23 protein-coding genes are annotated in these 20,382 nt (G+C 60.7%); 6 read left to right on the forward strand and 17 right to left on the reverse strand.

Going from position 1 to position 20,382, the window contains the following annotated elements:
* Positions 1-60: 60 nt before the first annotated feature.
* From HMPREF3148_RS08525 to hisD, 11 genes are read right to left on the reverse strand one after another with little or no spacing between them, the layout of a single operon-like run.
* On the reverse strand, positions 61-693 hold the full coding sequence (locus tag HMPREF3148_RS08525) for a TIGR02234 family membrane protein (protein WP_005528810.1): 633 nt from the start codon (positions 691-693) through the stop codon (positions 61-63).
* Complete coding sequence (gene hisI / locus HMPREF3148_RS08530; RefSeq protein WP_005528809.1) at positions 694-1,056, reverse strand: phosphoribosyl-AMP cyclohydrolase; 363 nt, start codon at positions 1,054-1,056, stop codon at positions 694-696. It lies immediately after the preceding gene.
* The gene (hisF, locus tag HMPREF3148_RS08535; protein ID WP_049152198.1) at positions 1,053-1,817 is read right to left on the reverse strand and encodes an imidazole glycerol phosphate synthase subunit HisF; all 765 of its coding nucleotides are present in this window, start codon (positions 1,815-1,817) and stop codon (positions 1,053-1,055) included. Before hisF ends, hisI begins: the two co-directional genes overlap by 4 nt.
* Before the next feature lie 36 nt (positions 1,818-1,853).
* Complete coding sequence (locus HMPREF3148_RS08540) at positions 1,854-2,615, reverse strand: inositol monophosphatase family protein (RefSeq protein ID WP_005528804.1); 762 nt, start codon at positions 2,613-2,615, stop codon at positions 1,854-1,856.
* A gap of 3 nt (positions 2,616-2,618) precedes the next feature.
* Positions 2,619-3,401 (reverse strand): bifunctional 1-(5-phosphoribosyl)-5-((5-phosphoribosylamino)methylideneamino)imidazole-4-carboxamide isomerase/phosphoribosylanthranilate isomerase PriA, encoded by a 783-nt coding sequence (gene priA / locus HMPREF3148_RS13870; protein WP_049152197.1) that lies wholly within the window; start codon positions 3,399-3,401, stop codon positions 2,619-2,621.
* Positions 3,402-3,416: 15 nt separating this feature from the next.
* Complete coding sequence (gene hisH, locus HMPREF3148_RS13875) at positions 3,417-4,052, reverse strand: imidazole glycerol phosphate synthase subunit HisH (RefSeq protein WP_070508999.1); 636 nt, start codon at positions 4,050-4,052, stop codon at positions 3,417-3,419.
* 3 nt (positions 4,053-4,055) lie between these two features.
* Positions 4,056-5,300, reverse strand: coding sequence for an MFS transporter (locus HMPREF3148_RS08555; RefSeq protein WP_053085014.1), 1,245 nt, complete (start codon positions 5,298-5,300; stop codon positions 4,056-4,058).
* Positions 5,297-5,455, reverse strand: a complete 159-nt coding sequence (locus tag HMPREF3148_RS13705; protein WP_046645250.1) for a hypothetical protein — start codon at positions 5,453-5,455, stop codon at positions 5,297-5,299. The genes HMPREF3148_RS08555 and HMPREF3148_RS13705 overlap by 4 nt, the downstream gene beginning before the upstream one ends.
* Before the next feature lie 14 nt (positions 5,456-5,469).
* Positions 5,470-6,072 carry an imidazoleglycerol-phosphate dehydratase HisB gene (gene hisB, locus HMPREF3148_RS08560; RefSeq protein ID WP_049062411.1) on the reverse strand — a complete coding sequence of 201 codons (603 nt, stop codon included), beginning with the start codon at positions 6,070-6,072 and terminating at the stop codon, positions 5,470-5,472.
* The gene (locus HMPREF3148_RS08565; RefSeq protein WP_049152195.1) at positions 6,072-7,202 is read right to left on the reverse strand and encodes a histidinol-phosphate transaminase; all 1,131 of its coding nucleotides are present in this window, start codon (positions 7,200-7,202) and stop codon (positions 6,072-6,074) included. The genes hisB and HMPREF3148_RS08565 overlap by 1 nt, the downstream gene beginning before the upstream one ends.
* Before the next feature lie 4 nt (positions 7,203-7,206).
* The gene (gene hisD / locus HMPREF3148_RS08570; protein ID WP_049152194.1) at positions 7,207-8,532 is read right to left on the reverse strand and encodes a histidinol dehydrogenase; all 1,326 of its coding nucleotides are present in this window, start codon (positions 8,530-8,532) and stop codon (positions 7,207-7,209) included.
* A 219-nt stretch (positions 8,533-8,751) separates the two neighbouring features.
* Here hisD and HMPREF3148_RS08575 point away from each other — a divergent pair, with 219 nt between their 5' ends.
* Entirely contained in the window at positions 8,752-9,699 is a 948-nt protein-coding gene (locus HMPREF3148_RS08575; RefSeq protein ID WP_049152193.1) for a YbjN domain-containing protein, read from the forward strand.
* A 190-nt stretch (positions 9,700-9,889) separates the two neighbouring features.
* Here the strand turns inward: HMPREF3148_RS08575 and HMPREF3148_RS08580 are convergent, their stop codons facing one another.
* Complete coding sequence (locus HMPREF3148_RS08580; RefSeq protein WP_236081489.1) at positions 9,890-10,444, reverse strand: hypothetical protein; 555 nt, start codon at positions 10,442-10,444, stop codon at positions 9,890-9,892.
* 70 nt (positions 10,445-10,514) lie between these two features.
* Positions 10,515-11,246, reverse strand: coding sequence for a hypothetical protein (locus HMPREF3148_RS08585; RefSeq protein WP_236081490.1), 732 nt, complete (start codon positions 11,244-11,246; stop codon positions 10,515-10,517).
* Positions 11,247-11,604: 358 nt separating this feature from the next.
* On the opposite strand from HMPREF3148_RS08585, the gene HMPREF3148_RS08590 reads away from it, so the two are divergent.
* From HMPREF3148_RS08590 to HMPREF3148_RS08610, 5 genes are all read left to right on the forward strand, one after another.
* Positions 11,605-12,144 carry a TetR family transcriptional regulator gene (locus tag HMPREF3148_RS08590; RefSeq protein WP_005528780.1) on the forward strand — a complete coding sequence of 180 codons (540 nt, stop codon included), beginning with the start codon at positions 11,605-11,607 and terminating at the stop codon, positions 12,142-12,144.
* A gap of 98 nt (positions 12,145-12,242) precedes the next feature.
* The gene (glgX, locus tag HMPREF3148_RS08595) at positions 12,243-14,462 is read left to right on the forward strand and encodes a glycogen debranching protein GlgX (RefSeq protein ID WP_070509001.1); all 2,220 of its coding nucleotides are present in this window, start codon (positions 12,243-12,245) and stop codon (positions 14,460-14,462) included.
* 31 nt (positions 14,463-14,493) lie between these two features.
* On the forward strand, positions 14,494-15,849 hold the full coding sequence (locus HMPREF3148_RS08600; protein ID WP_049152190.1) for an exonuclease domain-containing protein: 1,356 nt from the start codon (positions 14,494-14,496) through the stop codon (positions 15,847-15,849).
* Positions 15,850-15,965: 116 nt separating this feature from the next.
* Positions 15,966-16,679 (forward strand): hypothetical protein, encoded by a 714-nt coding sequence (locus HMPREF3148_RS08605; protein WP_005528774.1) that lies wholly within the window; start codon positions 15,966-15,968, stop codon positions 16,677-16,679.
* Between the two features lie 69 nt (positions 16,680-16,748).
* Positions 16,749-17,756 (forward strand): GTP pyrophosphokinase, encoded by a 1,008-nt coding sequence (locus HMPREF3148_RS08610; protein ID WP_049152188.1) that lies wholly within the window; start codon positions 16,749-16,751, stop codon positions 17,754-17,756.
* Here HMPREF3148_RS08610 and HMPREF3148_RS08615 read toward each other — a convergent pair.
* From HMPREF3148_RS08615 to ilvA, 4 genes are read right to left on the reverse strand one after another with little or no spacing between them, the layout of a single operon-like run.
* On the reverse strand, positions 17,753-18,139 hold the full coding sequence (locus HMPREF3148_RS08615) for an RNA-binding S4 domain-containing protein (RefSeq protein ID WP_005528770.1): 387 nt from the start codon (positions 18,137-18,139) through the stop codon (positions 17,753-17,755). The genes HMPREF3148_RS08610 and HMPREF3148_RS08615 overlap by 4 nt on opposite strands.
* Positions 18,140-18,158: 19 nt before the next feature.
* Entirely contained in the window at positions 18,159-18,395 is a 237-nt protein-coding gene (locus HMPREF3148_RS08620; protein ID WP_005528768.1) for a hypothetical protein, read from the reverse strand.
* Positions 18,396-18,416: 21 nt separating this feature from the next.
* Complete coding sequence (locus HMPREF3148_RS08625) at positions 18,417-19,058, reverse strand: YigZ family protein (RefSeq protein WP_049152187.1); 642 nt, start codon at positions 19,056-19,058, stop codon at positions 18,417-18,419.
* Between the two features lie 15 nt (positions 19,059-19,073).
* Positions 19,074-20,357: a threonine ammonia-lyase IlvA gene (ilvA, locus tag HMPREF3148_RS08630; RefSeq protein WP_049152186.1), complete on the reverse strand. Its 1,284-nt coding sequence runs from the start codon at positions 20,355-20,357 to the stop codon at positions 19,074-19,076.
* Between the last annotated feature and the right edge of the window lie 25 nt (positions 20,358-20,382).

Genomic DNA, 20,382 nt, shown 5'->3' on the forward strand with positions numbered 1-20,382 from the left:
CTCCATAAGGGCGTTTTAGATCACACTTAGGCTATCGCGTCAACACCTCGAATCTAAAATCTAGTCCCGTTTTACATCCGTGGGATCAATGTCATTGTCGAGGGCGTCCCACATCACGCGGCCGGAGTCGGTGGTGGTTTCCAGTTCCTCGGCGATCATCTCCTGGCGGGCGGCGGGGGTTTCGTACTTGGTGGAGCGCGGCTTATCGACGCCCGGCTTACGCACCAGGAGGACCGCTCCAAACAGGGCCACTGCCGCGCCGATAATCGCGATGACCGGCCCGACCTTGGAGACCTCGGTGCCAATCACGATAGCCCAGTCCGAGATGTGTGCGCCGTTGACGGCATTTTCGTCGGAGGAGCCGGCGCGCAGGAGTTCCTGGGCGCGGGCGGCGTCCGCGCCGTAGGTCAGCAACGACACTGGGTTCCATGCCACGGCGGCGGCCGCGACGGCGCATACGGCAGCCACCACGCGGCGGGCTGTACGACGCAGCGCAGCACCCGCGACAGCGCCCACGAGGAGCACCAAGGTCAACGCGATAAGCTCCAGCGACCAGAAGGAGCCGATCATGTCCACGATGCTGAAGCCGGATTTATCGTCCTCCACTGACGCGATGGCCCAGGTCATGCGAGATGAAAGCCACAACAGGATTGCTCCAACTGCGATAAGGAGCGGGCCGATACGGCGTGCCATCTAAAAAGCGCCTCCCAAAAGGTCACGAGAATCAAAGCAGGTGCGGTCCCCCGTGTGGCAAGCCGCGCCTTCTTGGCGAACTGTAATCAGGATGGTGTCGCCATCGCAATCCAGACGGACGCCGAGGACCTGTTGGGCATGCCCCGAAGTCTCGCCCTTAATCCAGTAGGACTGGCGCGAGCGCGAATAATACGTGCCCTTACGCGTGGCCAGGGTGTGGGCCAGCGCGTGGTCATCCATCCACGCCATCATGAGGACCTCGCCCTGCTCGGATTGCGCGATGGCGGGCACCAGACCTGCCTCGTTGCGCTTGAGGAGCGCCGCGATGGCAGGGTCGAGTTCGTAGTCTGCGGGGTTGCTCACTGGCGCACCTCGTAAGAGGCCTCGGCAAGCGCGTCCTTGACCTCCGCGATCGAGACCTCACCGAAGTGGAAGATGGAGGCGGCCAGTACTGCGTCGGCACCCGCGGCTACGGCCGGCGGGAAGTGCTCCGCCTTGCCCGCCCCGCCGGAGGCAATCACAGGGATGTTCACCGCCGCGCGCACCTTTTCAATGAGCTCGATATCGAAGCCGGCTTTGGTGCCGTCGCCGTCCATGGAGTTGAGGAGGATCTCCCCCACGCCCAGCTCCGCACCGCGCACAGCCCATTCGATAGCGTCAAGGCCCGCCGACTTCGTGCCGCCGTGCGTAGTGACCTCGAAGCCGGAAGGCTGCTCAGCACACCGGCGGGCGTCGACGGAAAGGACGATGCATTGGGAACCGAAGACGTCGGCAAGCTCGCGGAGCAACTCCGGGAGCGCAATCGCGGAAGAATTCACGGAAACCTTATCCGCCCCGGCGCGCAGGAGCTCGCGCACGTCGCCCACGGAGCGCACACCGCCGCCCACGGTCAGCGGGATGAAGACCTGATCCGCAGTGCGCTTGACGACGTCGATCATCGTTCCGCGCCCATCCTTCGACGCGGAGACATCGAGGAAGGTCAGCTCGTCTGCTCCGAGCTCGTCGTAGCGAGCCGCAAGCTCGACTGGGTCGCCTGCATCACGCAGGTTCTCGAAGTTCACGCCTTTGACGACGCGGCCATTGTCTACGTCAAGACAAGGAATAACACGCACGGCCAGCGCCATTGCGTCCTCCTAAAAGATAAAGGTTGGAAAGCTAAGCTAGCGGTGGCGAGCCACGATGTCGAGGAGCGCGGCATGCACCTGCGGGGTGCCAGCCACAAGGCCGCGGGAGGACGGAGTCCACTCGTTGCCTTCGGGATCGGTGGCGATACCACCAGCTGCCTTGATGAGCAGGGCACCCGCAGCGTTGTCCCACGGGTGCGGCGAGAAGTTGACCACGCCGTCAAACACTCCTTGGGCCACAAACGCGGAGTCCACGCCCACAGAACCGGTCATGCGCGGGCGCAGGCCGGTCTCGCGGATCTCGTGGAAGATGTCCGTAGGCAAGTGCGAGGAGCAGCCGACGTGGCCGCGGGCCTCGTCGAAGCCGGTAGCGGGGCCGCCGATGGAGCGCAGCTGCATGCCGTCGGCCGCCACGAGTCGGCGCCCCAGCAGCGGGAAGTCCGCGACCGCCACGACGGGCGCGCCCTCGTGGATGAGGCTGACCAAGATGCCGCACAGCGGATTGCCCGCGGAGTAGTTGGCCGTACCGTCGATGGGGTCGACGACCCACATGGTGGAACCAAACTCTGCCGCATCATCACCGCCGAAGCTCGTGGATTCCTCGCCATAGACCTCAATGCCCGTGAGCTGCGTGAGGTGCAAGCGCAGTTGTTGCTCAATCTGCAGGTCTACCTCGGTGGCAAAGTCGCCTTCGCCCTTAAAATGGGCAGGCGGCGCACCTAAGCCGGAGCGGAAAAGCTCCTCTACTTGGTCAACGGCCGCCTCGGCAAAGGCCACCAGCTCACGGGGTTGGGTCATGGCTTAGCGCTCCTCGATGGGGTCAATGTAGTCCTCTTCCGGCAGCGGTTCCACCTCGGCCACGGCGGCCAAGGCTTCCTCGAGGCTAAACCGACCCTCGTAGAGCGCCTTGCCGATAATCGCGGAGTCGATGCCCTCGTTCTCATAAAGTGCGAGCTCGCGGAGGTCATCGAGGGTAGAAATGCCGCCCGACGCCGTTACCTTGGCGTCGGTAGCCGCGGCGACCTCGCGCAGCAGCTGAACGTTAGGGCCTTCCAGCGTGCCGTCCTTGGACACGTCAGTGACCACAAAGCGCGTGCAGCCCGCAGCGTCGAGGCGCTCGAGCACCTCCCAGAGGTCGCCACCGTCGGACACCCAGCCGTTGCCGCGGGTACGCCATTCGCCATCCTCCAAACGCACGGCGAGGTCAACGGCTATCTTGTCGCCGTGCTCTGCCAACACCTTTTCGATCCACTCCGGATTCTCCAGCGCCGCAGTACCGATGTTGACGCGGCGTGCGCCGGTAGCCAGCGCGCGGGCCAGCGACTCGTCGTCACGAATGCCGCCGGTGAGCTCGACCTGAATATCGAGCGAGGAGGTAATCTCGGCCATCAGCTCGTAGTTAGAGCCGCGGTTAAACGCTGCGTCCAGGTCCACGAAGTGCAGCCACTCCGCGCCCTGCGCCTGCCACTTCTCCGCAGCTTCGCGGGGTGCGCCATAGGACTTTTCGGTTCCGGCTTCGCCCTTATCTAGGCGGACGGCTTGGCCATCGACGACGTCGACAGCGGGCAACAAAGTAAAGCTCATAGTTTCAAATCCTATTTAAAGCGTGTTCATCCAGTTGCGTAACAAACGGGCCCCTACTTCCCCGGACTTCTCCGGATGAAACTGGGTAGCCCACAACGCGCCGTTTTCTGCTGCGGCCACGAAGCGGTCGCCCCCGTGCTCGGCCCAGGCAACCTTGGGCGGCTCGGTAATTTCGGTGCTCAGCTCCCACGAACGCGCGCCATAAGAATGCACGAAGTAGAAGCGTTCGTGCGGGTCAATACCGGCGAACATCTGGGAGCCCTCCGGAATCTCCACGACGTTCCAGCCCATGTGCGGCAGCACGTCTGCCTGCAGCTTCTCGATTCGGCCTGGCCACTCGCCACAGCCGGCGGTTTCAATACCATGCTCGTTACCGGCGTCGAAAAGCACCTGCATTCCCACGCAGATACCTAGTACCGGCCGGCCGCCCGCCAGGCGCTGGCCGATGATGCGCGGACCCTGTGCCTTCTTCAGCCCTTCCATGCAGGCGGCGAAAGCGCCGACTCCGGGCACCACGAGGCCGTCTGCCTCCACGGCAACTTTTGGGTCTGCAGTCACGGTGACCTCGGCCTCCGCGTGCTCCAGCGCGCGCTGCGCGGAACGCAGGTTACCTGCACCGTAGTCCAGCAGAACAACATTCTTCCGTGTCATGGGCTATACCTTACGCAACCTTCTCAACCGTGTTTGGATATCGTGAGTTTCGCTCACGCGGGTCTTGCCCAGCACCATATCTGTGACAGTGAGCAGCAGTCCGCCCGCGATAATCGCCGCGCCCACCCCGAAGGCGCCGCTATAGCCGGAGCCTGCGACGATGGCGCCCAAGACGGTGGAACCTAGGCCGGTGCCGGCGTCGTAGAAGATGTTCCACACGGCGGAGGCCTCGGAAATCTTTTCGCGCGGCACGCGGTTAAACATGGACAGCAGTGCCTCGTTTTGCGCGATGCCGAAGGAACCACCATAAATCACCGCGCCAAGCACAAGCAGCCACAGGGACCAGCCCTGTCCCAGCGTCAGCGCGATAAGCCCCACGCCCAGCGCCGCAGCGACCTGCGCCGGAATATAGAGGGTTCCGGGCCTGCCGAGTCGATCAGCGACCACGCCCGCCAGGTAGCGCAGCACCATCGCCGCAGCACCCACGACGGACAGCAGGAGTCCGCCGACGGCCGCGCCCTTTACCGGGTCCAGTTCACGGGCGGCAGGAGCGATGAACGTGGACACCACGCCGTAGCTCATGGAGAAGGTGGTCAACGCGAGCGCCGGCACGGCGACGAGTTTCCACATCGGCGCCACCGCGTATTGCTGCGGCGCCGCGCTTGGCCGCGCCGCCTTCAGCCGCGGCACCCGCAAGCACATGAGAAAGCCCACGATGCCGATGATTCCAGCAGTGATGTAGACGGTACCGAATCCCCACGCCTGCCCCATGGCGATACCAGCGGGCAGGAACAGCATCTGCGAGAAGCCGATGAATACGCCGATCATGCCGGTGGCCTTGCCGAGCAGGCGGGGCGGGGTGATCTCCGCAATGAGCGCGTTTTCGGCCACAGTCAGCGCGCCGAAGCCAATTCCGCGCAGCGCGGAGAAAAGCAGCACCACCCAGGCCTCGTTACCGAGGAGGTGGCCGAAGGCGGGCACGCCAAGCAGGAGTGCGGACGCAGCCATCACCGGACGATAACCAAAGCTGCGCAGCATTCGCGGGGTCGCGATCTGGGTCATGACCGTCGTAGCCATGAAGGCACCCGTGGACGCGCCGGCGAGGGTGGCCGAGCCGCCGGATTCAAGAACCGCGAGCGGAACTACCGGCAAGAGGATCGACCACGCGCTAAAGGCCGCCGCCACAGCCACCATCGTTGCTGCGTATCCAGGCACCGACCACACAGACGCCTGTGTCTTGCGGCTCACTGCCCCATCACCCCAAACATCCACGCTAAAGCCGCCGCTGCGGAGACCGCCCCGAGAACAGCTGCGACAAGCGTAAAGAACTTAGAACCCTGCTGGTACGCCGACCACGCGCCGCCAAAGAGCAGGCCCGCCACGAGGAACAGGATCAGGATCATGATGTTGCCAGAAATCAGAGCGCTCCCTTCGTGGAAGGAATTCCCTTCACGCGCGGGTCAGACTCCACGGCCTGGCGCAGCGCGCGGGCCACGGCCTTGTACTCCGCTTCGGTGATGTGGTGGGGGTCGCGTCCGTAGCGCACGTTGAGGTGCAGCGTGGTCGCGGAATGGGTAGCCAAGGTCTCGAAGAAGTGGCGGTTAATCACGGTGGCGTAGTGGCCACCGATGACCTGCCACTGCATGCTCTCCGGCTCGCCGTTCATGACAAAATATGGGCGGCCAGAGATGTCGATGACAGCCTCGACGAGGGTCTCGTCCATCGGCAGCAACTGGGAACCGAAACGGCGGATGCCGGCCTTGTCACCGAGGGCGTCGGCAATAGCGCGTCCCAGCACAATCGCGGTGTCCTCGACCGTGTGGTGAGCGTCGATCTCGATATCGCCTTGGGCGTGAATTTTCAGGTCGAAGCTGCCGTGCGTGCAAAACGCACCCAGCATGTGGTCAAAGAACGGCAGCCCAGTGCTGATGTCTGATTTGCCGGAGCCATCGAGATTGATCTCGATTCGGATCCGGGACTCTGAGGTCACGCGTTCGGCGGTACCGATGCGATCTGCCATTACCTGTCTCCTTCGCTTTCAGCCGGTGTAGAAGCGCCTAAGACTTTACCGGCAAGCTCTTCTGCGGCGGCAAGGAAGGCATCGTTTTCCTCCGGCAGGCCGATGGTGGTGCGCAGAAAGCCCGTTTGGCCGACGTCGCGAATGAGCACCTGACGCTCCAAGAATTGCTCCCACACCGTGTGCTGGTCTGCAAAGTGTCCGAAGAATACGAAGTTGGACTCGCTGGGCACGACGAAGTAACCGAGCTCCTGCAGCTTGGCGACGACCCTGTCACGCTCAGCCGCCAGCTTGGCCACTGTGGCAAGCGTGTCCTCGCTATAGCGCAGAGCGACGGTGGCGGCCGCCTGCGACAGAACCGACAGGTGGTACGGAAGACGCACGAGCATGACTGCCTCGACGAAGGCTGGGTCAGCCACGAAATAGCCCAAGCGGCCACCTGCGAAGTCGAAGGCCTTGGACATGGTGCGGGAGACCACGAGCTTGGTGGGGTACTTCTGCAGCAGTGTGATGGCCGAGGGCGAGTCGGAGAATTCCATGTAAGCCTCGTCCAGGATCACGATTCCGGGAGCGGCCTGGATGATCTTCTCCACGAGCTCGATCGGGGTGACGTCGCCGGTGGGATTGTTGGGCGTGGTCACGAAGACAACATCAGGCTGGTGCTCCGCGATGGCTGCGAGCGCAGCGGACTTATCGATGCGGAAGTCCTCACCGCGGGGGCACGCGATGAACTCCGTCTGGGTGCCCGCACACAAGATGGGGTGCATGGAGTAGCTCGGGGTAAAGCCCAATGCCTTGCGGCCTGGGCCGCCGAATGCCTGCAGCAGTTGCTGCAAAACCTCGTTGGAGCCATTGGCGGCCCACAGGTTTTCCACGCCCACGCGCACGCCGGTCTGCTTGGTGATGTATTCAGCAAGCGCCGTGCGCAGCTCTACCGCGTCACGCTCTGGGTAGCGGTTGAGGCTCGTCGCCTGCTTCTCAATGGTGCGCACCAAGTCGTTGACCAGCGCCTCGCTCGGTGGATAAGGGTTCTCGTTGGTATTGAGCTGGTTGTCCACCCGCAGCTGCGGAGCACCGTAGGCGGACTTTCCGCGCAGTTCTTCGCGCAGCGGAAGATCGTTGAGTTCAGCCATGGTTCTAGTTCTCCTTAAAACGGGCTGCGATGGATTCGCCGTGAGCGGGAAGCGCCTCGGCGTCAGCAAAAGCAATGACGTTAGCGGAAATGTCTTCCAGCGCAGCGCGGTCATACTCAATGAGGTTGACCGGGCGCAGGAAAGTGTGGGTGGACAGGCCCGCGCTAAAGCGCGCGGTGCCGGAAGTCGGCAACACGTGGTTAGAGCCCGCCGAGTAGTCGCCCAGCGGCACCGGCGAGTAATCACCCACAAAGATGGCGCCGGCGTGTTTGATGCGCTCGGCTACCTCACGGGCATTCGCGGTGTGGATTTCTAGGTGCTCTGCGGCGTAGGCATCCGCTACGGCGATGCCGGCCTCGAGGTCATCTACCAAGATAATTCCGGACTGCTCACCTTCGAGAGCCTCCCGCACACGATCGGCGTTGCGAGTGACCTCGAAACGCGAGGCAACCTCGGCGTCGACAAGCGCGGCGAAATCCGCGTCATCCGTAATGAGCACGCTCGCCGCCAGCGGATCGTGTTCTGCCTGGGAAATAAGGTCATAGGCCACGTAGATAGGGTTCGCCGTGGAATCCGCCAAGATGGCAATCTCCGTGGGGCCTGCCTCGGCGTCCGTTCCCACCACGCCGCGCACTAGGCGCTTGGCGGCCGTGACGAAGATGTTGCCCGGACCAGTGATGATGTCCACCGGCTCCAACACAGCCTCGCCCGTTTCGGGTTCGTCGTCGCCGTAGGCCAAAAGTGCCACAGCCTGGCCACCCCCGACGGCCCACACCTCGTCAACGCCGAGCATGTGGCAGGTTGCAAGAACGGTGGGGTGCGGCAGACCGCCGAACTCCTTTTGCGGCGGCGACGCCACTACCAGCGCGGAAGCACCGGCCTCCTGGGCTGGAACCGTGTTCATGATGACAGAGGATGGGTACACCGCCTTGCCGCCCGGCACGTATAGACCCACGCGTTCGATGGGCTGGAACACCTCGGTGACCGTGGCGCCTGGGGCAAGCGTCGTGGTGTGCGAGCTAGGCTTTTGTTCGGCGTGCACCTTACGAACGCGCTTGATGGATTCTTCGATTGCTGCGCGTACCTTGTCGTCGAGTTCCGTTGCTGCCTTGGCCAATTCCTCAGCAGGCACACGCACCGTTGCGGGGCGCACGCCGTCGAATTGCTCGCCGAAGCCAAGTGCGGCACCAGCGCCACCGTCACGGACCGCATGGACCATCGGAGCAACCTTATCCACATAGGCGGCAACGTCTGCACCTCCGCGCGGAAGGACACGACGCAACTGGGATGCCGTGAGCTGCTTTCCGCGGAGGTCGATGGTGTGCAACATGCTTGAATCTTCCTTTTCGGTTGGTTTTCTAGATTCCGCTGGCCAATTAGGGGACCACTGTGGCCTCATTGTAGGCCACAACTTCTTGGACTTTTTCTATAGCCAAACCAATATACTAACGCCAAATTCGCAGCGCGGGGCCATGTTTAGGTAATAGAATTAAGCAGCACCATATCCACGCATCATCGGTACGTAGATTAAGGAAGGCAGGGCTCGCGCATGGACGAATTCGATCCGGAAGCCGAACTGAGCCCTTCTCCGGGCGAGCTGTTGCTCATGAGCGTTGCACGCATTGCGGCAACCAACGGCATCCATTGCATTCACGTCAGCGATGAGTTACTCATTTTCCCCCATTCAGTACTGGGAGAGACCCGTGTATGCATGGATCCGGAGGGCGAACCGGTGTTGCGGTTTTATACGACACCGAGCGGCCACCTGAGCTTCGCGGAGGTCTCCGCAGCAGGCGAATTCGCCAACGACTGGAACCATGACTGCATTTCCCCACGCATAGTGCTCGACTATGACGACCCCACCGCAGTGACAGTGTGGGGCCACACGTTCTTGGTGGTCCAAGACTCCCCCACCACCGAACAGCTAGAGGCTACCTTGACCCCGGCGTTGCGTAATTCGGAGCTGTTTTTAGAAGCGCTTGGCGACGCCTTCCCTTCCCTCCGGCAGGCACCACCCTCACTGTCGATTACGTCGTTAGAGATGGACCATACGGACGAGGAATCAGATACGGTTCGTCCGGTCGACGTGGAACGAATTGAGGAGATTCTGCGCAAGCTCGGGATAAACCGCTTTCAAACCGATTCTTCGCAGTCCATCTACGCGTGGATTAACGACGTTTTGTTCGCATTCGTAGTCGACGTGGGGCCGAGTTTCATTATCAAAGGCCACTGGGATCCGAATTTCCGCGGCGAAGACTTCACCCGCATATTCCTGACCTGCAATGATTGGAATCGCACCAACCACTCGGCGGCGGCATTTTGCCACTCAAACTCCGATGGCTTGCAGGTCCGCTTGGACTACGCGGTCATGACCGGTGGCGGAATGAGCGACGCGCAGATGCTCACCACCTTGGGACGAGGCATCAAGCACATCTTGCACGGAATCGATGACATTTCGCGGGAGTCGGTGGGCAATTCTCCTGTCGAATGGCCTTAAAACGTAAGCTAGGGCCCCACGAGGGCCCCGGCATGCACGAATACGGGGATTCGAACTAGGTTTTATTCCACGCTTGCGTACTTACCTGTCTTGGCAAGTGTCTCATTCTGCAAAAGGCTGTCAAAACCCAAAAGCGCAGAATAGCAGCAGGAACTTCCGACCCTACGCTCTTAAATAATTGACCCCGAAATCAGCTTTCCACCGAAGCGGCCTTCCCGGACCCGGCTGACGTTGGAACGTCCACGAACACCGCCGACCAATAGGCAAAGACAGCCATAAACGGCGAAACTATCCAGGCCACCCCCGGCGCGAACTTGGGAACAAACTCGACTAACTCCCCAGGATTTTCCGGCGCAGCCTGTGCCGTGACACCACCCACCACATAGAGTGCAGCGGCACCCGCCAAACAGGAGATGCCCACCCATAGTAGCTGCCCAACCCCACGGTATGCTTCGCCCCGCATATAAGAAATCATGCCAAAGACAAGCCCCAGAAACCCTACGAGCAGCACGTATACGATAAATGATGAGAACTGCACGTCCGCGACGTTCTCGATTGCATAACCGCCGCCTTCAACTCGACGCCCAGACAATGTGGGGCGCCACAGACCCCACAGAGCCCCAACCGCGGAGTAGACGACGAGAATTAGAGCTAGCAGCCCCGCACCAAAACCGAAAGGGCGCGGGATTGAAATCTGAGGATGGGACACCATACGTGACGAGGCCTGACTGTAGACGCGAGACATGAAAACCAAAAGAGGAAGTGCCGGAGCACTCCCCCTTTTTCTAAAGGACTTCGATACTTAGCTTTAAAACTTAAACCTCGCCGCAGAAAGTCCAGTTACCACCCTCGCGACGGAAGCGCATGGTAGAGCTGTCCACGCCCTGGTTAGTCTTGACGTTCACCGTTGCAGAGGCGTCATCGCCATTGACCACAACATCGTTAATGGATTCCACACCAACAGCATTCCAATCGAAGCCATTGAGCTGGCTTGTATCCTGGCCAGAAGCAGCGAGCATGTTCTTCAAGTCGTTCATTGGAACGTCCGGAATCTGGTTGTAGTCCATGTTGGCCATCTCAGCTCCCTGAGCATTCAGCACTGCAGAGCAGGTGTGATCCGGCATGTACTTAAAGAACTGACGCATCGTGGTGGTTTCGTACAAACCACGGACCAGCTGGTTAATGCCATCGACATCAGCCTGGCTTGCTGGCTCGCCCTGAACCGGTGGTACCGGAGCAGCGTTCTCGAGTGGGTTAGCGCCGCCTTCAAAAGGGTTCACCAAGGTCTCTGGAGCAGCAGCGGCGTCCGCGCCTTTCTTTTCCTTGTTTGCATCCTTCTCATCGCTAGCCTTAGCGTCCTTGCTTGACGCAGCCGACTTGTCTGCACTCTCGGAAGATTTGGATTTTGCGGATGGGGCTGCGGATGTTTTCTTATCGCCAGACTGAGCGTTGTTCGATTCATCGTCGCTTCCACACGCTACCAGTGCCATAGGCAGCACCATTGCTACGGCAACGAGGGACTTCTTCGCAGGGGTTAGAAAAGACAAGGGTTGGGCTCCTGAGATATACGGCTTTGCTCGATTCATCACAACGTGCCTCAACACGACGTGATGATAGACCTTGTGTTCAAGTGTCCAAGCAAGTTTCTGTTCTGGCCAATACTAACAAGCCGACGGTGAATATTACATGGCGGCAACCTTAAAGAAGTCTGTGAAACTTTGCCGCTTCTTGGAGATTCACTGTCAAATGTTAGCCCCATCACCCAGTTCGTCGAGTTACCTCCAATAATCACCCCGCATTTCACGCCCTATCAACCTTGCGGGCCAACCCTAGATTCGACGTCGGCACAAGCACTATCTATCTGGAATAACCAAAACCCAAGTTTCAAGTAGGTAAGATGATGCCGTGCAACTACACCGAGACCGCATTTTGTCCACAGCCCTTGAGCTCCTCAATTCTTATGGGCTTGCAGACGTAACGATGCGCCGAGTTTCCACCACGTTGGGCGTTGCCCCCGGTGCGCTGTATTGGCACGTTGCCAACAAACAAGCCCTCATCGCTGGAATGGCAGAGGAGATCCTCTCCCCAGTCGAGGGTTCCAACCCAGTTGATTTTGCCATGAACCTGCATGCCACCCTGATTAGCTGGAGGGACGGTGCGGAAGTAGCAAGTGCGGGTTTGGCTTTCCCCGATTCTCACGCGTGGGACGCCCTCATCAACAAGCTGTCGGCATCGTTTGATTCGATCAGCGACCAAACGGTTTCAGATGACAGCATTCATGCCGCAGCCTTAGCAATCGCGCATTTGGTGCTAGGAGCTACGCAGATGGAGCAATCCCAACAACAGTTGTTGGCCACCGCAGGCGAAGGTCAAACAATCGACCATGTCCCAGACATTCGGCGGGGCGTGGAAATCATCGTCAAAGGCCTCCGCGCCCCCATTTAAGCCTCTACTTTGCTCCCCTTGCCCGCTTTTCCTGCGGGTTTGCCGCTACATCCGTTCACGCCACGACCGTGTCCGCTTGATTCATTAAGCTCTAATGCATGACTGAAACCTCTGTTTCCCCGGTTGAAGCCTCGTCCAACGCTGACACCACGGCTGATGCAATTTCCCCGACTCAAGCATGGCCCGGTAAAGCTGCCCCACTGGGTTCAACCTTTGACGGCTCTGGCACCAACTTCGCTATCTTCTCTGAAATCGCAGAGCGGATTGAATTGTGCCTCATTGATCGCGATGGCTCCGAAGAACGCGTTGAGCTAACCGAAGTCAATGCTCACGTCTGGCACGCATATTTGCCAAACGTCGGACCCGGCCAGCGTTATGGCTACCGCGTCTACGGTCCATATGATCCAGACAATGGCCTGCGGTGCGACCCCAACAAACTCCTTGTGGATCCTTATGCGCGCGCTTTCGATGGCGACTTCGACGGTGATGCTTCCCTCTACTCCTACGACATCCATGCCGAAGAACCAGGCACTGGCCGCAACGAGGAAGACTCCCTCGGCCACACCATGCTTTCCGTAGTCATCAATCCATTCTTCGATTGGGCGGGTGACCGTCGTCCGCGCACTCCAGACAATGAAACGGTCATCTACGAAACCCATGTCAAGGGCATGACGATGACCCACCCGGACGTACCAGAAGATCTCCGCGGTACCTACGCAGGTATGGCGCACCCAGCCATCATCAACTACTTCAAAGAACTCGGCGTTACCGCAGTGGAGTTGATGCCGGTGCACCAGTTCCTGCAGGATGACCGCCTGCGCAATCTCGGCCTGCGCAACTACTGGGGCTACAACACCTTCGGTTTCTTCGCACCGCACCTGGACTACGCCCATGCCAAGAAGCCAGGCGAGGCGGTCGCCGAGTTCAAGGCCATGGTCCGCGCATTCCACGAGGAAGGCATCGAGGTCATCCTCGACGTGGTGTATAACCACACCGCCGAAGGAAACCACTTGGGCCCAACAATTGCTTTCCGCGGCATCGATAACCACGCTTATTACCGCTTGGTGGATGACAACAAGCGCCACTACATGGACTACACCGGCACGGGTAACTCCTTGAACGTGCGCCACCCTCACTCCCTGCAGCTCATCATGGACTCCCTGCGCTACTGGGTCACGGAGATGCACGTCGACGGTTTCCGCTTCGACTTGGCGTCGACGCTGGCGCGTGAGCTTGACGACGTCGACAAGCTCGCCACCTTCTTCGACTTGGTACAGCAAGATCCCGTGGTCAGCCAGGTCAAACTCATCGCTGAGCCGTGGGATGTGGGACATAATGGCTACCAAGTGGGCAACTTCCCACCGATCTGGAGCGAATGGAACGGCAAGTACCGCGACACGGTCCGCGACTTCTGGCGTGGCGAGCCCGCCACGCTGGGTGAGTTTGCGTCCCGCATCACCGGCTCTTCCGACCTGTACGCCAACAACGGCCGTCGCCCAACCGCGTCGATCAACTTCATCACCGCACACGATGGCTTTACGCTGCGTGACTTAGTCTCGTACAACGACAAGCACAACTCCGCTAACGGTGAGGACAACCGCGACGGCGAGTCCCACAACCGTTCGTGGAACCACGGCGTTGAAGGTCCCACGGATGACCAAGAAGTCAAGGCACTGCGTCGGCGCCAAGTACGCAACTTCCTAACCACGTTGCTCCTGTCCCAGGGCACACCGATGCTGTGCCATGGTGACGAATTTGGCCGCACCCAGGGCGGGAACAACAACGTCTACTGCCAGGACAATGAAACCTCCTGGATGGACTGGTCCTTGTTGGATGAGGAAAAGAGCGCCACAATGCTTGGGTTTACCAAGCGTGTACTCAACATTCGCCGCAATCACCCGGTGTTCCGCCGTGAGCGCTTCTTGGCCGGTGGCCCGCTGGGCTCGGACGTACAGGATCGCGACATCGCCTGGCTCGTTCCTTCCGGCAAGCTCATGACGCAGAATGACTGGGATCATGATTTTGGCCGCGCGCTGATGGTTTACCTCAATGGCAACGCGATTACTGAGACCACTGCCCGCGGCGAGCGCATCACCGATGATTCCTTCATCATGATCTTCAATGCCCACCACGGTGGCATTGAGTTCACCCTGCCCACCAAAGACTTGGGTGCACGCTGGCGTCTCATCGTCGATACTGCCGATTCCGGCGGATACCCCGCGGAGGAAACCTACATTGATGCGGAGGGTACGATCACAGTTCAACCGCGCTCGACGCTGATCCTTCGCCAAGAAGAGCCACCAGTCTTCGACGCTTAAGAATTTGTCCGCTTCCTCGGAAAGGTAGTTCGTGTCTTTTCACGCCCACGGCACCCATGTCGATGTCACCACTAAGGAGCTCGTGTTTTCTGCTTCATTGCTCGCGGCTTCCTTGGGGCATGCCAAGCAAGAGCGCATCGAGCTTGCCCAAGTCACCGGTGTGACCGTCGCCGAGCCATCGGCGACGAGCTTTGGGTACGTGGAGTTAGACGGCGTCGACAAGCGCGTGCTCTTCGCACCGAATCAGGATGCCGCTGCTTTTGCACGAGCGGTGGAGGCGGCGCTCAAGGGCGAGGCGCCCGCGGGCAGTGCTGGGGTCACCGGGCTGAACTTCACGGCAGTTGACGTGGAAACGGCCAACGACGACTGGGGCTCGGTGTGCCAGATCGGTGCGGTGCGTTTCCGCGATGGCCAAGAAGTGGAGTCACGCACCTGGCTGTGCACTCCCCCGCCGGGGCTTGAAGAATTCGCCGACATCAATATCTCCATCCATGGCATCAAGCCAGAAGATGTCGCGGATGCCCAACCTTTTGCTGCGGCCGCGGCGGAGCTTTTTGAGTTCCTGGGCGAGGATGTTCTCGTGGCCCACAACGCGCAGTTTGATTCGACTGCACTGCGCAGCGGCCTGCGCAAGGCCAGCGCCTCCATTCCGGAAATCACTCTGGCTTGTTCGTTGGCTTTGGCTCGTGACGCCTCGAAGGCCGGCGTGATCGACGTGGCTAACCACAAGCTGCCCACGGTGGCATCATTCTGCGGCGCGGAGGATTTCCAGCACCACGAGGCCACCGCGGATGCGCGCGCTGCTGGCGTCATCGTCGTGGACTTGGCTCGCCGTTTCGGGCACACCGGCTCCATCCACGAGCTGTTCCGTGGCCGCGAATTCACGCTGGGCAAGCTAGATTCCACGGCGATCATCCCGGTGCTGCGTGCACACACTGCGCCAACTTCTGCGGCTGACCTCGGAGCCGGAACAGACTTCCGCGACAACACCCGGCGCGCAGGCACGTCCAGCAAAAAGAGCTCGTCTGCAAAGAAGACCAACCGCGGTCCCGCCCCGTGGCAGTCCGTGGCTACTCCGGATACCATCCCAGAACCGAATCTTGATGCCGATCCCGAAGGCGCGCTGTTTGGCCAGAACGTTACCTTGACCGGTGAGTTCGAGCCCTTCGACAAGGGCTTGCTGTGGCGCGGCATCGCCGAACGTGGCGGTCAGGTGGGCAAGAACGTCACGAAGAAGACCACCATCTTGGTGTTGGGCGAATGGGCCACGAAGACCTCCAAAGAAAAGCGTGCGGAGGAGCTCATCGAGAAAGGCCAGGAAATCCAGCTGTGGCCTGCTTCCAAGCTTCTTGAAGAGCTGCAGCTCGACGCCCAGCCGCCCTTCTAGGCCTTCTTGCGCGGGGATTTAAATAATTCCGCCGGTTTAGGGAACCATTTGCGGGCGAGCACAGTCCAACAAAGGCAGACTCTCACCAAGATTTGCTCTCAAGGAATGTTCTCGCCATGACCACTACAATCACCGCACCACTCTCCCACCAACACCGCCACTTTCATCCCAAGTTCCCGAACTTGGATTCTGGTCCCGATTTTGAGGCGATCACTCTTGCCGGACTGTTGCCTGCTCTTGCACGGCGCAGGGACTTCAACGGCGTTACTCTCACGGACCAAGGATTCGGCGATACGCCCGCAGGGGTGCAGCTTTCGCGGGAGCTATCGATGTTATTCCTGCACTGCGATGAGTATTCGACGGACCCTACGGGCGCGGCGTCGTCAAGCGGCCCATTGGCCTGGGTATCGCATCGCACCCTTGGTGAGCTCAGTCTGTCCACACGGCAGGCATGGGACCTTGCAGCGGCGAACCTACAACGCCGGGCGCTAACGGACCAAGGACTCGAGTTTCGCACCCGCCGCGCCACGGAGCTGCTGCCTGGTTGCACCGAAGGAGTCCAGGTCGAGGCCTTGGGCGCACCAACGAGCTCGTGGTTGGCGCACCCACAGACCTTCGCCATCCTGGACCAGCATCTGCGGCGTCTCATCCGCGCGCAGAAGATTACCTACCTCGTCCCGGATCGCCGCACCGTCATCGCGCTCAACGATGCACCAATCGAGCGAGCGCGTTACTGGTCCCAGAAGCTGTCTGAGCAAAGGCGGTTGCGCGGCGCGGTATTGTCACCGCAGCCACTAGTATGGGCTAATGGATTTCCTCTCGAAGTGTAGAGGAACATTATGCCCGCGCTACCGTCTGGCCGCGGGCCCGTATCAAGAGGCGTCAGGAGGCCGGCGAGGGTGAGCGAATCCACCATCTCTAAGTTGAGCAACCAGTACCACGATTGGGTCCGGCAGCATCCCCAGGCCGCGGACGAGTTCAACGACGCCATCGAGGACTTGCTTAACGACGCCGGCGTCATCTTCGACCGCGTCTCTACCCGCGTGAAGCGCTGGCCTTCGCTGAAAGCCAAAGCCAAGAAGCGCCACGCTAACGGCGAGGCCTACTACCCCAATCCCTGGGACGATATTCACGATATCCTCGGCGTGCGTGTGACGGTCTTCCACTCCACCGCGATTCCGCAGGCGCTGGAGGTGCTCGGTGATTCTTTCACCGTGGTCCGCTCAGTAGACAAGGCGGCAGAGACCCGCATCTCCGGCGGCTTTGGCTACGGTTCCCACCACTTGGTGCTGCGCGTGACTAACGCTATCGAGGAGCTCGCGGCCTACGAGGGCTGGACTTTCGAGGTCCAGATCCGCACCGTACTGCAGCACGCGTGGGCTGAGTTTGAGCACGATATCCGTTACAAGCAGGGCACGTCCGCGCCTTCGGCGCAGGTGGACCGTTTGTTTACTCTGGCGGCGGGTCTCATCGAGCTCGCAGACCAGCAGTTCGACGAGATCGCTGCTCTCAAGGATCCTTCCACGGATACCAGTGAGGACGTGGAGCTTAGCCCAGAGACCCTCCCCGGCGTTCTGGCAGTGTTGGTAGGCGGCCGCTTTCCGCGTTCGCGCTCCGAGCATTACCGCTTCCTGTTGGAGATTCTCGAGCTCAACGGCATTACCACGATGAGCCAGCTCAAGGCGCTGCTCAACGCAGGCGACATTGCGTTCGTCCACGACGCCATGCGCTACAGGTTCCGCCCGGGCCACGTGCGCCTTATCGACGACCTACTGCTCAACAAGTTCGGCAGGCAACACATCGACGCCACTGCCGACGTCGGCGACCGCAACGATCGCAAGCGCCGCCTAGCTGGCCGCTTCAAGGCGCTACAAAACTACCGCGCGCATACGGCAAAGCAGGACTAGCGGAAGCCGCCGCGGAACTTATCCATCTCGCGGCGTTCCTTCTTGGTGGGTCGTCCGGAGCCGCGCTCGCGCACCGGAACCGAAGGCATGAACTCTTTAGGCGGTGGCGGCGGCGCGTGATCGACGTAGCAGGTGCGCGCGATGGGAGCACCCACGCGCTTCGACACGGTTGCAAGAACCTCGAGGTCGTGCTCGTGGTGGTTGCGCCAGATTCGCACGCGATCCCCCGGAACCACCTGCTGCGAGGGCTTGGTGGCGTTCCCGTTGAGTTTGACGTGCCCGGCCTTGACTGCGTCTGCGGCCTCCGAACGAGTTTTGGCCATGCGGACAGACCACACCCACGCATCAATGCGGACAGGTTTGGAGTCAGGTTGGAGGGGCATGGCTAAAGGAAAACCGCGCTTAACGGTTGTTGTTCTCGTTGACGATCTTTTGGACCTTGGTCCAGTTGTAGACACCGCCGACCACAGCGACGATGAGGCCCAAGGTCATCCAGGTCCAAAAGCCCGTCAGCGCCCAGCCGAGCAGCACGCCACCAGCAACACCGCCCACCACGGAAACCACCGCATTGCGGGAGTACTTGCGTACCTGTTGCTTCTTAAGCTCGATCGGATTGTTAGGGCGTCGCTGCATAGTCATAGCGGCTATTCTAGCGCAGCATCAGCTAGCCAGCTCCACCCACGCGGTACCGGCTTCCTTTGCCTGACCCACGCCTTGTGTCAGCGCCGCAATCGTGGCATCCAGGTCTTCTTTGCCGCCCGGCTCAATGGCGAGCGTGTAGACCACCGCTGCCCCATAGGCGGTATCAGTGATGTCGTATCCGCGGTTGCGCAGCTCCGCCTCCAATCGCCCGGCATCGGCATGAGAAAACTCCACCGTGTAGAGCTCGCGCAGAGCACGCGTACTCCGTGAGACAAGCTCGATCGCCTCGCTCACGGAGCCGCCATAAGCATGGACCAAGCCGCCCGCGCCCAGCTTGACGCCGCCGAAGTAGCGCACCACGACCGCGCACAGGTCCAGCATCCCGGAGCCTTTGAGCACATCGAGTATGGGCTTTCCGGCGGTTCCGGAGGGCTCGCCATCATCGGAGGAGCGCTCCACGGGGTTCGCCCCATCCACGTGGTAGATATACGCCGAGCAATGGTGACGGGCGTCCGGAAAGCGCTCCCGCGCGGCGTCGATAAACGCGCGTGCTTCCTCCTCATTCGTCACGCGGTCCACAAGCGTGATGAAGCGCGAACGCTTAATCTCAATCTCGTTTTCCACCTGCCCCAGCGCGGGGCGCTCATAGCTAGTCAGCACAGCTAATTAGCGTACCTAAGCCACGAGGAAGTCATACTCCGGGGTGCCCGGCTTGAGCTGCTGCACGTTAATCTTGGAATCGGCCATGCGCTGCAGCAAGCCCTCGATGTCCGAGGCGCGTCCAAGCTCCAAGCCCACCAGCGCTGCACCCGTCTCACGGTTATTGCGCTTTAAGTATTCGAAGAGCGTGATGTCATCATCTGGCCCCAGGATGTCCTGCAGGAAGTGACGCAGCTGGCCCGGTTCCTGCGGGAAGTTGACCAGGAAGTAGTGCTTCAGACCACGGTGGACCAGGGAGCGCTCCATGATTTCCGCGTAGCGCAGGACGTCGTTGTTGCCGCCCGAGATAACGCACACGACCACACTGCCCGGAGCCAGCTTCAGCTCGCGCAAACCCGCCACGGACAAGGCGCCCGCAGGCTCGGCGATGATTCCTTCGTTCTGGTAGAGCCCCAGCTGTTCCGTGCACACCAGGCCCTCGGAAGCGATATCCCAGTGCAGGCGCCCCTGGTTTGCCTCCAGTATTTGGAAAGGCAGCGCTCCGATGCGCTTGACTGCGGCACCATCGACGAAGGGATCGACGGTTTTCAAGGTCACGGGTTCACCTGTATCAAACGCCGCGCTTAGCGACGCCGCGCCCGCCGGCTCAATCCCCACGATCGCCGTCCGCGGTGCCATGTCCGCGAGGTAAGAGGTAATGCCGGAGATGAGCCCGCCGCCACCAACAGGAACGACGATGGTATCGAGGGACTTGCCTTGGGCGGACAGCTGCGAGAGGACCTCTGCGGCCACGGTGCCTTGGCCGGTGATGGTGTCGCGGGCGTCAAAGGGCTCGATGAAGATGGCGCCGCGGGCGGCGGCGTCGGCATGCGCGGCAGCTGCCGCCTCGTCAAAGTTGGCGCCGGTGACCACCAGCTCCACCATGTCCCCACCGTGGACCATGATGCGGTCGCGCTTCTGCTTCGGCGTTGGCTCTGGGACGAAAATCTTGCCCTGGATTCCCATGGAGCGGCAGGCAAAGGCCACGCCCTGCGCGTGGTTGCCGGCAGAGGCGGTCACTATGCCGTGGGAGCGCTGTTCCTCCGACAAGTTGGAGATACCAAAGAGCGCACCGCGGATCTTGTAGGAGCGCACGTCTTGCAGGTCCTCGCGCTTGAGATAGACCTCGTAGCCGGTCTCAAGGGAAAGACGCGGGCAGTACTGCAGCGGGGTGGGCGCAATTTCCGAGCTAATTCGCGCCTGCGCCATTTGAATATCAGAGGCATGGATGGGCTCAAAAGCAACGGAGGTATCAGTCATAGGCGCCAAGTTTAGCGCGCAGCGC

It is taken from the genome of Corynebacterium sp. HMSC05D08, from assembly GCF_001807215.1.
Classification (GTDB): domain Bacteria; phylum Actinomycetota; class Actinomycetes; order Mycobacteriales; family Mycobacteriaceae; genus Corynebacterium; species Corynebacterium striatum.

Bases quoted from the DNA above. Each gene is read 5' to 3' on its own strand.
- HMPREF3148_RS08525 (WP_005528810.1), bottom strand. From the start codon at position 693: ATGGCACGCCGTATCGGCCCGCTCCTTATCGCAGTTGGAGCAATCCTG.
- hisF (WP_049152198.1), bottom strand. From the start codon at position 1,817: ATGGCGCTGGCCGTGCGTGTTATTCCTTGTCTTGACGTAGACAATGGC.
- HMPREF3148_RS08540 (WP_005528804.1), bottom strand. From the start codon at position 2,615: ATGACCCAACCCCGTGAGCTGGTGGCCTTTGCCGAGGCGGCCGTTGAC.
- priA (WP_049152197.1), bottom strand. From the start codon at position 3,401: ATGAGCTTTACTTTGTTGCCCGCTGTCGACGTCGTCGATGGCCAAGCC.
- hisH (WP_070508999.1), bottom strand. From the start codon at position 4,052: ATGACACGGAAGAATGTTGTTCTGCTGGACTACGGTGCAGGTAACCTG.
- HMPREF3148_RS13705 (WP_046645250.1), bottom strand. From the start codon at position 5,455: ATGATCCTGATCCTGTTCCTCGTGGCGGGCCTGCTCTTTGGCGGCGCG.
- hisB (WP_049062411.1), bottom strand. From the start codon at position 6,072: ATGGCAGATCGCATCGGTACCGCCGAACGCGTGACCTCAGAGTCCCGG.
- HMPREF3148_RS08565 (WP_049152195.1), bottom strand. From the start codon at position 7,202: ATGGCTGAACTCAACGATCTTCCGCTGCGCGAAGAACTGCGCGGAAAG.
- hisD (WP_049152194.1), bottom strand. From the start codon at position 8,532: ATGTTGCACACCATCGACCTCCGCGGAAAGCAGCTCACGGCATCCCAG.
- HMPREF3148_RS08575 (WP_049152193.1), top strand. From the start codon at position 8,752: ATGGACGAATTCGATCCGGAAGCCGAACTGAGCCCTTCTCCGGGCGAG.
- HMPREF3148_RS08580 (WP_236081489.1), bottom strand. From the start codon at position 10,444: ATGTCTCGCGTCTACAGTCAGGCCTCGTCACGTATGGTGTCCCATCCT.
- glgX (WP_070509001.1), top strand. From the start codon at position 12,243: ATGACTGAAACCTCTGTTTCCCCGGTTGAAGCCTCGTCCAACGCTGAC.
- HMPREF3148_RS08605 (WP_005528774.1), top strand. From the start codon at position 15,966: ATGACCACTACAATCACCGCACCACTCTCCCACCAACACCGCCACTTT.
- HMPREF3148_RS08615 (WP_005528770.1), bottom strand. From the start codon at position 18,139: ATGCCCCTCCAACCTGACTCCAAACCTGTCCGCATTGATGCGTGGGTG.
- HMPREF3148_RS08620 (WP_005528768.1), bottom strand. From the start codon at position 18,395: ATGACTATGCAGCGACGCCCTAACAATCCGATCGAGCTTAAGAAGCAA.
- ilvA (WP_049152186.1), bottom strand. From the start codon at position 20,357: ATGACTGATACCTCCGTTGCTTTTGAGCCCATCCATGCCTCTGATATT.